This is a genomic window from Thermotoga maritima MSB8 (assembly GCF_000008545.1).
GTDB lineage: Bacteria > Thermotogota > Thermotogae > Thermotogales > Thermotogaceae > Thermotoga > Thermotoga maritima.
Genome location: NC_000853.1, coordinates 348490 through 361114, shown reverse-complemented (window position 1 = coordinate 361114; position 12625 = coordinate 348490). Strand labels below are relative to the sequence as shown.

The following is a 12625-nucleotide window of genomic DNA, read 5'->3' as shown; positions in this document are numbered from 1 at the left end:
CCTTCAGTGTTTTCTATCGCTCCGGGCAGATACCGAAAGAGGCACCTGCCCGGAGCGGTCGCACTCACGGACAGGTGCCCCTGTTAAACCAAAAGTAATAATAATTGTGTTCAACCGATTTGAGACATATTATTCTTCCACGTCGCATAACCTTTCACCCCTGTTTGGTTACTATTCTAACAAACAACGCTGGAAAAATCAAGTGGGAAGCTCTTTTCCCCTCAAAGCTACCAGAAGCAGTACAGCGACCAGAAAAGAAAGTGCCCCGACAACGTAGTAGAGAAAATGGACCGGCACTCTATCAACGAGGTATCCGTAGAGAACCGATCCGAGCGGAGTGACTCCGTTTGCCACGAGAATGAGGAAAGAAAAGGCCCTCGCTCTGATGTGAGAAGGTGTCATCTTTTGAAACGCCGTGTCCAGCGGAACGTTGATGATGGGATTCAAAAAACCCATTATCAGGAAAGTGATGAAAAACAACGAGAAGAGGACCAGTCTGTTCAAGGAAAAATCAGGCATAACGAGAAAGCCAAGGAAGACGATGGGAAGCTCAAAAAGAAAGATAGAGATCTTCATGGCCTTCCACATGTTCTTCTTCGACAGGTACGATGCAATCAAAAAGTTCCCAAGGAGTGCCCCTAAAGTGAAGGAGGTCTCCAGGAAACCAAATTCCTGAGCCGAAAATTTCATCACTTCCCTGATCGTGTAAGGATACACCACCATGAACAGCGGAGAGATGAGCAGATTCAGAAAAAGTGCGAAGATCAGAATGGTTCGTATGAGCTCGTGGTTCCAGATGAAGAGAAATCCTTCTTTGAGATCTTCAAGGATCTGAGAGAATTTTGCTGGCTTTTTCTCCACCTTTCGGCTGTAAACGATGAAGATCTCACTGATGGCAGAGAGGACAAAAGACACTCCATTCACAAGAAACACGATCGCTATACCGTAAAATCCGTAGATCACTCCTCCCAGTGCAGGACCCAGAATCTGAGGAAAGATCCTCACCATACCCATGATGGAGTTGGCTCTCATGAGAAAATCCTGCGGAACAATATCGGGAAACATCGCGCCTGTCGGTATGTCGAAGAGATTGTCCATAATAGCCATGGCTATCTGAGAAACGTAGAGAACGGGAAGAGTGATGGAGTTCCTGAACGCGAGAAGAGCCAGAAAACAGATGAGAAATCCCCTCAAAAAATCCATCGACACCATGAGGAACTTCCTGTCTCCCCTGTCTCCCACGATCCCGGCTATGGGTGTGAAAAGGATCCTTGGAACCATGTAGGCTACGGTCATCAGGGCAACGGCAGATCCGGAGTGTGTCAGATCCAGTACAAAAAGAGGAATCGCAACCGCCTGAACGGAACTTCCAAGAATCGATACGAATCTTCCGAGTGCGAGAAGGAAGAAGTTCCTCTTCCAGTGTAAGATCTCATTCACAGTACTCCCTCCTCATCGATTCTGAAGACTTCCAGGTACCATTGTACTGGATGTTTCTGTGATACCCGGTTCCCAAACCGCCGGTGAAGATGGAACTGTCTCTAAAGTAGAAAAAAACAGCACATACAGCCATATCAAAGAAAACAACATCACCACAAGAATCGTTGAAACCATCAGATACACCTTCATGGAAGATCACTCCTCTCCTTCGACCTTCTTCTTTCTGGAAGAAACAGAGATATTACTGATGAAAGGAGAAATCATCTTCAAAATACCGCCGACGAAGAAATTCGATATCCTCGCGATATCACCTTCCACCACTGGTGTTTTCCCTGATTCTTTGGCATCGATCAGGGCGAGGTCTCCTTTCACCGTTCCTCCACCGAATTCGATCTTTCCACCGATGACGGCAAGATCACCTTCCAACCTCTCCGGAAAAGAACGTCTCACAGTTGATGAGTGCGAGATCTCCTTTAATTTTCCCCCTTATGATCGCTTTCTTTTTAGAAAGGACGAGATCTTCTTCCACCATCTCGTCTTCGTCGAGGATGTAGTCGCCCTCCCGTTCAGAAAAATCATCTTTTGACCCGTTTTCTTCTCTTTCCTTTTCCTGCATCGCTTTTATCAGCATCTCCCCTTCTTCTGGACTGATCTCTCCTCTTGCCACGGCCTCCAGAATCTTTCTGATTTCGTCAGACATCGCTCTCCCCTCCTTTTTTTCTCTTTTTCAGAATTTCCAGGGCTTCTTCAACGCCGATCTTTCCCTCTTTCACCTGTTTGAAGAGATCCTCTTCTGAGATTTCCTCTTTCATCTCTCCAAGAGGTTGGAGGTTCATCTTCTCCAGAATCTTTTCCAGTTTTCCTCTCAGAGCGAAGTAACCCTGCCCTGTGTAGCGCTCTATCTCCTTCAGATTTCCACGCGCTCTGAAAAATAGAATCACGAACTCGAGCTCGTCTTTATCGAGAAAATCGAACGGACTCGCTCTGAAACGTCCTCGCACGGTGACCTCATCTCTTTTGCAGTGAAGCTCTGTAACTATCATTTCTTTTCCACAGACCGGGCACTTGGGCAACATATTTTGTCACCTCCTGCAAAATATTTTAGAATATTACCAAATATTTTGTCAAGTCTCCAAAAAAATTTTTCTGTAAGGATTTTCGTTGCCCCTTTTCCCGCCGTGAAACGAGATTTTCTTTACATATAATTAGTATTGCCTTATTTGATTTTTAATACACCGGTGGTACACTCTTATGTGAAAGATGAGAATTATTCTCAAAAAGGAGGTGAGGAAAATGTTTGTGTTGATACCGGTAGATGTGTTGATAGCCATTCACAGCGAGAAGATAGGACAGAAAAGGAACAGATAATTATTAATTCTTATTTTGTGCTTAATATTCCGATGCTACATTTACAGGCGAAGGATGATGATATCTGAAAGGAGGTGAAGAAGATGTTAGAACTGATACCGCTGGATGTGGTCATAGAGATTTTTGGTGGAAAAACACAGGAAAACAGAAAGAAGAATAACAAAAAGTAAGTGCCGTACCCCTGCGTCCCCATTTTTTAACCAGGCCTCGAAACGAGGCTTTTTTTGTTTTAAAATACATAGGGTGATACTGTGTTTCTTCCCACAACACGTGAGGAAATGAGAAAATTAGGCTGGAAAGAGCTCGATATCATCCTTGTCACAGGCGACGCTTATGTGGATCATCCCTCCTTCGGTGTTGCCTTCATCGGTCATTATCTCGTCTCTCATGGCTTCAAAGTGGGGATCATCGCTCAGCCAGACTGGAGAACAGAGAAAGACATCACACGCCTTGGAAGGCCTCGTCTTTTCTTCGGTGTCACCGCTGGAAACGTTGACTCGATGGTGGCGAATTACACGGCCTCGAAGAAAAAAAGAAAAACGGACGACTACACACCGGGTGGAATCGGTGGAAAAAGACCCGACAGGGCAACCATCGTCTATACGAATCTCATCAAGAGATTCTTCCCGGAAGTTCCCGTTGTCCTTGGTGGATTGGAAGCGAGCCTCAGAAGGTTCGCACACTACGACTGGTGGAGCGATAGAGTGAGAAAGTCTGTTCTCGTCGATTCAAAGGCAGATCTCCTCGTCTATGGAATGGGTGAAAAGGCAGTTCTTGGGATCGCACAGATCCTTTCCAGAACGGGTGATATAGAAAAGTGCAAAAGTATTCGTGGAGTCGTCTGGTGGGCCTCTCAAAAACCCGAAGAAGGCATCGAACTGCCCTCTTACGATGAAATCTCAGAGAATCCCGAAAAATACGCCGAAGCATTGAAACTTCAGACCTGGTACACTGATCCATACAAGAACATTCCGATCTACCAGAGGCAAGACACGAGGTACGTGGTGCAGAATCCACCCCAGCCACCGCTCAGCCAGGAAGAACTCGACCGGCTCTACCTTCTCCCTTTCGAAAGAGAAGTTCATCCGTTTTACGCAAAGATGGGAAAAGTGAAAGCGATAGAGACGGTGAAGTTCTCGATAACGGCTGTGAGAGGTTGTTTCGGAAACTGTTCTTTCTGCGCCCTCACACAGCATCAGACAACTCACGTCTCCTACCGCAGCAAAGATTCCATTCTCGAAGAAGTGAGGATCCTCACGAAGAAAAAGGACTTCAAAGGCACCATCACAGACGTTGGAGGACCGACTGCGAACCTCTACGGTTCGGGCTGTTCCATCAGAGAAACGAAAGGACAGTGCCAGAAGTTCTGTTTGTATCCCATCGTGTGCAAGGTTGTCCGACCGAACCACGACGAATTCATCTCTCTTCTCGAGTCGATCAGGCAAATTCCAGGTGTCAGAAACGTCTTTGTCTCTTCAGGAATCAGACACGACTTTGTCTTTGCCGAAAAAGACCCAGATGTCTTCATAAGGGAACTCGTGAAGTACACCCCGGGACAGCTGAAACTCGCCCCCGAACACGCTCATCCAAAGGTGCTATCTCTGATGAGAAAACCGCCTGTGGAACTGTTTCTCGAGTTCAAAAAACGCTTCGAAACACTCGCAAAGAAGATGGGAAAGAGAAAGTATGTGATCGGCTACTTCATAGTGGGACACCCGGGAGAAGGCTGGAGGGAGAACAATTACTTGAGAGACTTCATACTCAAACACCTCGGGTACTTTCCCCAGCAGATCCAGATCTTCACACCTACTCCCGGAACGGTGAGCACCGCGATGTACTACTCTGGTGTGGATCCCTTCACAGGTGAAAAGGTCCACGTCGAAAGATCGCTGAAGGTGAGAAACAAGATGAAGGAGAACGTGCTGTTCAAAAAGAAGGGGAGGGAAAAGAGATGAGACTCACTGTCTTCCTTTCGCTCTTTCTCGGTGTGATGGTGTTTGGTGCCTTCGATCAGGAAGCGTTTCTCTTCGTTCAACATCTCACCTCTGAAAACTTCGAATCGGCTTTGAATATGTGTTCCAATCAGGTAAAAGCACAGCTCAGTGTCCAGAGTCTTTCAAACATCTGGAACTCTCTGAAAGCACAGCTCAGTGACTTCAGAGAAATCGCTGGATACGAGAAAATCATCCAGGCTGAATACGAGATCTACAACTTCACTCTGAAGTTCGACAGAGGAGAAATCTCAGCACTTGTCACCATGGACAGAGAAGGAAAAGTCGCCGGACTCTTCTTCAAACAGGCTACAAAGACAGAGTACGAACTTCCAGACTACGTGGACCCGGAGAGCTTTGAGGAGAAGGATATCACCGTGAACGGCCTTCCCGGGAAGATCACGATCCCAAAAGGAAGCGGACCGTTCCCGGCTGTTGTCCTCGTGCACGGCTCTGGACCGAACGACATGGACGAAACCATCGGTCCAAACAAGATATTCAAGGACATCGCGTACGGTCTGTCTTCGAAGGGTATCATCGTTCTCAGATACCACAAAAGAACGTTCGTCGAGAAAGTAGACCCTACCACCCTGACCGTCGAAAAAGAAGTCATAGAAGACGCACTGGAAGCGGTGAAGATACTCAAAGAGAGAAAAGACGTCTCCCGAGTTTATGTGCTGGGACACAGCCTCGGTGCGATGCTCACACCGGAGATAGCGGAAAGATCGAAGGCAGACGGTGTTGTCATGATAGCACCGCCCGCAAGACCGCTCGAAGAAGTCATGGAAGATCAGTTGAAATATCTTCAGTCTCTGGGTCTTGCAAGCAACGTAGAAGAAACTCTGAACATTCTGGAAAAACTCAAAAGAAAAGAGATTCCTCCAGATGAATTCGTCCTTGGAGCTCCCGCGAAGTACTTTTACGATCTGAGAGAAAGAGATCCTGCTTCAATTGCGAAGAGACTAACCATCCCCATGCTTTTGATCTTCGGCGGCAGAGACTACCAGGTGACTGAAAAGGACCAGGAGATCTGGTTGAAGGAACTTTCAGGCAGGGAAAATGTGAAAATACTCGTCTTCGACGATCTCAATCACTTGATGATTTCAGGAGAAGGAAAATCAACGCCGGTTGAATACATGAAGAAAGGTCACGTTGACAAAAGAGTAATAGATGAGATCGCCAGGTGGATGGTAAAATAACAGGAAAGGAATTCGGAGGGAAAAGTGTGAGGATCTACGATCCGTTTAGAAAGAAATGGATAGAAGAAGAAATAGAAACACCCTTTCCCTCGAAAGGATTGGTTGCCACGTTTCCCTTTGTCGATCTTCACGTTCATGTTCGCCTCAATGGTGGAGAAGATTACAGCTCCTTAGAAGAAGCCTCCCTTGTGGGAGGCTTTTTTAAAGTGGTGGTACAGCCCAATACAAAGCCACTCATAGACAGCAAAGAAGTTCTGGAAAGACACCTGGATCTCTCCAAAAACAGAGCGGTCGAGTTTCTCTTTGCCGTTTCTCCCTTCGGATCGATCGAAGCTGAAGGAGAAAGAGTGGTGGGCTTTTCAACGGACGGCATAGAGTACGACTACCCTACACTCGTTGAAACGATGAAAAAGAAAAAGAAAGCCCTCTGGTTCGACCACAGCCAGATGTACGAGGTGGATGGAATCTTCTACGAGGGAGCTCCTCTACCGTTTCAGAAAAGACCGAGATCGAACGAAGCGATAGCCATAGCACGAACCGTTCTGACGGGCCTTGAGTACGGATTCGAAAGATTCCACATCCAGCATGTAACAACGAAGTACTCCGTAGAAGTGATATCGTTTTTGAAGAACCTGGCAAAGGTCAGCTGTGAAGTAACACCGCACCACCTGTTTTTCTGCTACGAAGACATCAAAAACACGAACTTCAAGATCAACCCTCCTCTCGGATCTCCGGAGGATAGAAGAGCTCTCATTGAGGCCGTGAAAAAAGATGTGATCGATGTTCTAGCGACGGATCACGCGCCACACCACGAAAAACCGGACGATTTTCTCACCGCTCCCTACGGCTCAACATCCATAGAAATCGCCTTTCCTGCCTATTACACAGCCCTGGGTGATCTCGAACTCGTCGTAAAAAAACTCACGAAAAAGCCCCTCGAAGTGCTCGGTGTTGAAGCTCGTCTCACAGAAGATACTCTTGTGTTCATCGATCCGGAGGCAGAGTTCATCGTGGACGCAAAAAAATTCAAAAGCAAAGGGAAGAATTCCATGTTCGACGGTGTCAGACTGAAGGGAAAAGTGGTCGCTCTTAAACTCAAAGGAAGATGGGTGATGATAGATGGAGAGGTTATTGCTGACCAAAAAGAAAACGATTAGAGTGAACGAGGATACCTGGATCGTTCTCTTCGAGGAGCGGATCGATTTCTCTCCAGGACAGTTCGTCATGTTGGAGACACCGAAACTCGTCAGAAAGCCTTTCGTTCTCGGATACTGGGAAGATCACACAGCGATCTCCGTTCAGGTGAAGGGAAAGGGAACGAAGTGGATCGTCGAAGAAGCAGAGAAGATAAAAGGTCACGGTCCTCTTGGAAACGGCTTCGAAAAGCCTGGAAAAGGCCTTCTCATCATCTCTCCCACATGCCTCACGATGGCCGAAGCGTTCCGAAAGAAGATGAACGTGGATGTACTCGTGGGAAGCAGAACTCCCTTCCAGATACCACTTGATCACGAAACGGCCGTTGGTGATGAGGAGTTTTTGAGTAAACTCTCCTCCACGGGAGAGTACGACTGGTACCTCGTCTCCGGTTCTCGGGGAATGGAAAAAGTCTGCTGGGAACACCTGAAAGGAAAAGAAGTTTACTTCTCGCTCGAAGAATACATGGGATGCGGAATAGGAGCGTGTAAGTCCTGTGCCGTCTTCACAAAAGAGGGTGTGAAACACGTCTGCACCGATGGTCCTATATTCAGAGGTGATGAACTGTGCTGGAGCTGAAACCTCCCCTTGTTCTTCTCTCCGGTCCTGCCGGCTTTGGAGAGTATCTGAAGCTCATGGATCACAGATACGTGGGCGGTGTTTTGCTGAAAACCGTCACGCTCCATCCGAAAGAAGGAAACCCCACTCCCAGAATGGCAGACAGCGATTTCTACGTGATAAACAGGATCGGACTGGAAAACCCCGGAATACACGCGTTCGTTGAAAACATTCCGGAACTTCCCGTTCCCATGATCGCAAGTCTCGGCGGTGATTCTTTCGAGGAGTATCTGGAAGTGGCCCGTGTGTTCAAAAAGGTAGCGGACAGATTCTATGCGGTGGAGTTCAATTTCTCCTGTCCGAACGTGAAAGAAGGAGGACTCTCCATAGTCAAAAACGCGGAAGAGTGGAAGAAACTCCTGAACACACTTAGAAAAGAACTTCCCGACTCCTTCTTGATAGCGAAAGTGGGAGTAGAGGGTATCTTTGTGGAAGATGCCGCGGAATTTGTGATGAAAACAGGGTGGGACGGAATCACGCTCGTGAACACGGTGAGGGGACTGCATTTTGAAAAAGACACGATGATCTTAGGAGGACTTTCTGGTCCCGTGCTGAAACCGATCGCCCTCAGGGCAGTGTACGAAGTGAAGAAAAGATTCCCAGAACTCTTTGTGATAGCAAGCGGTGGTGTGTACTCCGTGAAAGACGCAGAAGAATTCCTGAAAGTGGGAGCGGACGTGATAGGAGTCGGAAGCGCTCTCTTCAAAGATCCCGGTGTTGTGGAAGAAATTGGAAAATATCTGCTGGAGGTGAAAAGATGACACCTGTTCTCAGTCTGGACATGGAAGATCCTATCAGATTCATCGACGAAAACGGCAGTTTCGAAGTGGTGAAGGTGGGTCACAACCTCGCCATACACGGGAAAAAGATCTTCGACGAGCTCGCAAAGAGAAATTTGAAGATAATCCTCGACCTGAAGTTCTGCGATATCCCTTCAACGGTGGAACGTTCCATAAAGAGCTGGGATCACCCGGCGATCATAGGTTTCACAGTTCACTCCTGCGCTGGATACGAAAGCGTGGAGAGGGCTCTCAGTGCAACAGACAAACACGTGTTCGTTGTGGTGAAACTCACTTCCATGGAAGGATCCCTCGAGGATTACATGGACAGGATAGAAAAACTGAACAAGCTTGGGTGTGATTTCGTGCTTCCCGGTCCATGGGCAAAGGCTCTGAGAGAGAAGATAAAAGGCAAAATTCTCGTTCCCGGCATCAGAATGGAAGTGAAAGCAGACGATCAAAAGGACGTCGTAACGCTCGAAGAGATGAAGGGAATAGCGAATTTTGCTGTGCTCGGAAGAGAGATCTACCTGAGCGAAAATCCCAGAGAAAAGATCAAAAGGATAAAGGAGATGAGACTGTGATAAAGGAAATCCTCGAGAAAACCGGTGCTTTGATGGAAGGGCACTTCATTCTCTCTTCCGGGAAACACTCCTCAAGATACGTGCAGTGCGCACGTCTTTTCGAGTTTCCAGAGTACGGCGACGTCGTGGGAGAAGAATTAGCAAAGCTTCTGAAGAAATACGATGTTGAAACAGTAGTGGGTCCCGCAATGGGGGGAGTGATACTCTCGTACGTCGTTGCAAGGTACCTGAAAGCGAGGTCGTTGTTCGCGGAAAGAGAAAACGGAGTGATGAAACTAAGAAGGGGTTTTTTCGTGAAACCTGGAGAAAAAGTAGCGGTAGTTGAAGACGTGGTGACCACGGGTGGTTCTGTGAAGGAAGTGATAGAGCTCTTGAAAGAGTATGGAGCAAACGTGGTGTGTGTGGGTTCCATCATCGATCGCTCCGGCGGAAAAGTGGACTTTGGAGTTCCGTTCGAAAGTCTTCTGAAGCTCGACCTTCCGGTTTACGATCCTGAAGACTGTCCACTCTGCAAACAGGGAATCCCGGCAGAAAAACCGGGAAGCAGGGGATTGAAATGATAATAAAAGGTGCCCTGGTGTGGAGCGGAAAGGAGTTCGTTCAAAAAGATCTGTTCGTGGAAAACGGAGAATTCGTCGAAAAATCGAGTGAACCTGTCATCGATGCGAAAGGATACTTCCTCGTTCCTGGCTTTGTCGATTCACACGCACACGTTGTGGGAACGGGCTTTTCGAAACTCAGTGTCCAGTTCAACGATTGGGACGAGCTTTTCGAAAGAGATCTCACCAGTGAAGTTGTGGTGGGAAGGGGTTGGTTCGAAGAACCAGATGGATCGGTTGTTGAGAGGTTGGACAGAATCGAAGCGCCTGTCTTTCTCATAAGAAGGTGCGGTCACAAAGCGTTTCTCAACAAAAAAGCGATGGAGGTTCTGGGAGTCGAAGAAAGGTATCTCGTAGAGAACTTGGAAAAGATCTACGAATACGTCTTCAAAGAGAAAATAGCAGAATTCTACAGAGTAGGAGAAGAGGAATTTCTCAAACACGGTGTAACATTCGTTCAGAGCGATGACCTTTACGGTGTGAGCGTGGAAAGGCTTCTTTCCATTATAAAACACTCCAGAATCAGACTCTTCGAGAAGCTGAAACCAAAGGATCTAAAACCCGAACACTTCGGAGATCTCAACAAGAGAGTGCACGTTAAAGGAGTCAAAGTCTTCATGGACGGTTCCCTTGGAGCAAAAACGGCTCTCATCTCCGGTGAATACGACGACGGAACGCAGGGTGTGCAACTTCTCACAGAAGAAAAACTCGAAGAACTGGCTCGCTTCTGCGACGAACACGATCTCATTTTGAACGTTCACGCCATAGGAGACAGTGCGGTGAGCCTTGTTCTCGATGTTCTCGAAAGACACCGCGGTCACAGAATCATCCACGCTCAGTTCGTCCAGGAAAAGGATCTACAACGGGTGAAAAACACCACTTTTTCCGTTCAGCCACATTTCTTCTTCGAAGATCAGCCCCTTTTGAAGAAAGTCAAGGTGAACGCTCTTCACTATCCGTTCTACAGAATGTTCAAAGCGGGTGTTTCTATCTCTTTCTCTTCGGATTCTCCCGTTTCACCGTGTGACCCAAAATATATCGCAGAACACGCACTCAAAATGGGTTTCTCCAGAGAAGAAACGTTCTACCTGATGACGGAAGCGGGGGCAAGTCAGGTGGGAATAAAAACAGGAAAGATAGAAGCAGGGTACAGAGCAGACTTTTGTCTCTACGAGAGAAATCCACTTCTTTTCGAGGATGATCCCATTGCGGTGTTTGTGGAGGGGGAGAAGATTTATGAGAAAAACGGATCCTCTCATTGATATTTTCAAAAAGAACAAAGAGAGAATCGATATCCTTGGAAAAGCATGGGATATCTTTTATTTTGAAGGAAGAGCTCCCGATGTAGGTAAAAGGCGTGAGAATTTCATAGTTGAGATGATAAGAAAAGAACTTTCACACTTCATAAAATCCGTTAATCAAGCCCCAGACACAGAAAGAAACTGGGATATTGAAATAACTTTTCAAGACGACTCAACAAAGAGGTACAGTATAAAAACAACTGAAGGATTTTCCGACGTTAAAATAGCATGGGATGGATTCCCAACCAAAGATAGAATTTTAACTTTCAACTTCCAGGCAGATATATTCTACATTGCAAGAAACAAAGACAAAATAATACTATGCGTTATTGATTTAGAAAAATTGAGAGACCTACAGAGAGAAGTAGAAAAAAATGAATCAAAGTTGGAGGAGTACTACTCACTCCCGAGCAGCAACACAAACCCGCGTGGTTTTGGATTGAAGAGTTCTACTGTAAAAAGATTGATCGAGCTTTCAAAAAAAGAGGAAAACTATTTAGAGATCGATTACAAACCTTTTCCCGTTGAATTGATACTCAAAGCAAAAGAAGAATATTTCAAAGGATGGTACGATCTCATAAAAGAGTTGATAGAAAAATATCAACAGTGATCTTCAAAAAGAGTAGGTTTGCTGAGAATATCCTTTACCCTTTCTTCGGCCTTTTTTACGTATTCGGGATTTATCTCTATTCCAACAAAATGCCGTCCTGTTTTAACGGCAGCCACACAAGTTGTTCCTACACCAGCAAAAGGATCGAGAACGACATCTCCTTTAAAGGTGTAGAGCTGTATACAACGGTAAGGAAGTTCCTCAGGAAAGGGGGCAGGATGTCCTACTCTCTTAGCTGACTCTGGTGGAAATTTCCACACACTCCTTGTGAATTCTAAAAATTCTTCCCTTGTTATTGTTGATTTTGCTTCTCTATCACTGGGTTTTCTTCGCTTTAGATCTCCTTTACTCATTACAATTATATATTCGTGTTGATCTCTTAGCACGGGATTTACAGGAGACATCCACGAACCCCACGCAGTCGAAGAACCACTCACCGCTTCCCCTTTGTCCCAAATGATCTCTCCACGTATCAAAAAGCCTATCTTTTCAAACAAATGGATGAGATACGCATGAAGAGGAATGTACGGTTTTCTTCCAAGATTTGCTACATTAAAACAGGCTCTTCCACCCCAGACGAGAACCCTGTACACTTCTTTCATGATTTCTTCTATGAATTCAAGGTATTCATCAAGAGTCATATCTTCATCGTATTCTTTCCCTACATTGTACGGAGGTGAAGTCACCATGAGATGTATCGAACAGTCAGGTATTTTTTTCAGAACTTCTCTGGCATCCCCCTCAATGACCTTGTCTAAGAGATTTTCAGGAAGTGGGTTCTCGATGAGATCTTCCTCTGAAGGTTTTGGAAGGGAAAAGTTGGAATAGATCGCTCTACTATAAAATGGAGATGAATCATGGCTTTCCCGGCCTTTTACTCCAAAAGAACTGGTTCTTGTTGATTTTCTTCTCTTCACAATGTCATCCCCTGGGGATAGGAAA

The 12625-nt window shown here is 46.2% G+C and carries 15 protein-coding genes; 9 read left to right on the top strand and 6 right to left on the bottom strand.

All coding sequences use genetic code 11. The features are described from left to right. Positions 1 to 198: 198 nt before the first annotated feature. Genes TM_RS01745 through TM_RS01735 form a run of 5 tightly spaced genes read right to left on the bottom strand, consistent with a single transcriptional unit; the run spans position 199 to position 2516 of the window. Positions 199 to 1440, bottom strand: a complete 1242-nt coding sequence (locus TM_RS01745) for an MFS transporter (protein ID WP_004083122.1) — start codon at positions 1438 to 1440, stop codon at positions 199 to 201. Between the two features lie 12 nt (positions 1441 to 1452). Further along, complete coding sequence (locus TM_RS09550; protein ID WP_004083108.1) at positions 1453 to 1629, bottom strand: hypothetical protein; 177 nt, start codon at positions 1627 to 1629, stop codon at positions 1453 to 1455. Between the two features lie 6 nt (positions 1630 to 1635). After that, positions 1636 to 1866 carry a hypothetical protein gene (locus TM_RS09595; RefSeq protein WP_244261691.1) on the bottom strand — a complete coding sequence of 77 codons (231 nt, stop codon included), beginning with the start codon at positions 1864 to 1866 and terminating at the stop codon, positions 1636 to 1638. Continuing rightward, on the bottom strand, positions 1856 to 2140 hold the full coding sequence (locus TM_RS09590) for an SHOCT-like domain-containing protein (RefSeq protein WP_010865099.1): 285 nt from the start codon (positions 2138 to 2140) through the stop codon (positions 1856 to 1858). Before TM_RS09590 ends, TM_RS09595 begins: the two co-directional genes overlap by 11 nt. Beyond that, positions 2133 to 2516 carry a DUF2089 domain-containing protein gene (locus tag TM_RS01735; protein ID WP_004083106.1) on the bottom strand — a complete coding sequence of 128 codons (384 nt, stop codon included), beginning with the start codon at positions 2514 to 2516 and terminating at the stop codon, positions 2133 to 2135. Before TM_RS01735 ends, TM_RS09590 begins: the two co-directional genes overlap by 8 nt. 543 nt (positions 2517 to 3059) lie before the next feature. Between TM_RS01735 and TM_RS01730 the strand changes: the two genes are divergently transcribed. The 9 genes from TM_RS01730 to TM_RS01690 are packed head-to-tail and all read left to right on the top strand — an operon-like array spanning position 3060 to position 11683. Continuing rightward, positions 3060 to 4763, top strand: a complete 1704-nt coding sequence (locus tag TM_RS01730) for a YgiQ family radical SAM protein (RefSeq protein ID WP_004083105.1) — start codon at positions 3060 to 3062, stop codon at positions 4761 to 4763. After that, on the top strand, positions 4760 to 5998 hold the full coding sequence (estD, locus tag TM_RS01725; RefSeq protein WP_004083104.1) for an esterase EstD: 1239 nt from the start codon (positions 4760 to 4762) through the stop codon (positions 5996 to 5998). The genes TM_RS01730 and estD overlap by 4 nt, the downstream gene beginning before the upstream one ends. Before the next feature lie 26 nt (positions 5999 to 6024). Then, a complete protein-coding gene (locus TM_RS01720) occupies positions 6025 to 7155 on the top strand; it encodes a dihydroorotase (protein WP_004083103.1) in 1131 nt (376 codons plus the stop codon). After that, entirely contained in the window at positions 7118 to 7771 is a 654-nt protein-coding gene (locus TM_RS01715; RefSeq protein ID WP_010865096.1) for a dihydroorotate dehydrogenase, read from the top strand. The genes TM_RS01720 and TM_RS01715 overlap by 38 nt, the downstream gene beginning before the upstream one ends. Next, entirely contained in the window at positions 7759 to 8571 is an 813-nt protein-coding gene (locus tag TM_RS01710; protein ID WP_004083101.1) for a dihydroorotate dehydrogenase, read from the top strand. The genes TM_RS01715 and TM_RS01710 overlap by 13 nt, the downstream gene beginning before the upstream one ends. Then, positions 8568 to 9173, top strand: coding sequence for an orotidine-5'-phosphate decarboxylase (gene pyrF, locus TM_RS01705; RefSeq protein WP_004083099.1), 606 nt, complete (start codon positions 8568 to 8570; stop codon positions 9171 to 9173). The genes TM_RS01710 and pyrF overlap by 4 nt, the downstream gene beginning before the upstream one ends. Further along, positions 9170 to 9733 (top strand): orotate phosphoribosyltransferase, encoded by a 564-nt coding sequence (gene pyrE, locus TM_RS01700; RefSeq protein WP_004083096.1) that lies wholly within the window; start codon positions 9170 to 9172, stop codon positions 9731 to 9733. Before pyrF ends, pyrE begins: the two co-directional genes overlap by 4 nt. Next, positions 9730 to 11034, top strand: coding sequence for an amidohydrolase family protein (locus tag TM_RS01695; RefSeq protein WP_004083093.1), 1305 nt, complete (start codon positions 9730 to 9732; stop codon positions 11032 to 11034). The genes pyrE and TM_RS01695 overlap by 4 nt, the downstream gene beginning before the upstream one ends. Continuing rightward, the gene (locus tag TM_RS01690) at positions 11009 to 11683 is read left to right on the top strand and encodes a type II restriction-modification system endonuclease (RefSeq protein ID WP_004083091.1); all 675 of its coding nucleotides are present in this window, start codon (positions 11009 to 11011) and stop codon (positions 11681 to 11683) included. The genes TM_RS01695 and TM_RS01690 overlap by 26 nt, the downstream gene beginning before the upstream one ends. On the opposite strand, the gene TM_RS01685 is transcribed toward TM_RS01690, so the two are convergent. Further along, complete coding sequence (locus TM_RS01685; protein ID WP_008193633.1) at positions 11674 to 12600, bottom strand: type II restriction-modification system DNA methyltransferase; 927 nt, start codon at positions 12598 to 12600, stop codon at positions 11674 to 11676. The two genes, TM_RS01690 and TM_RS01685, sit on opposite strands and share 10 nt — an antisense overlap. Between the last annotated feature and the right edge of the window lie 25 nt (positions 12601 to 12625).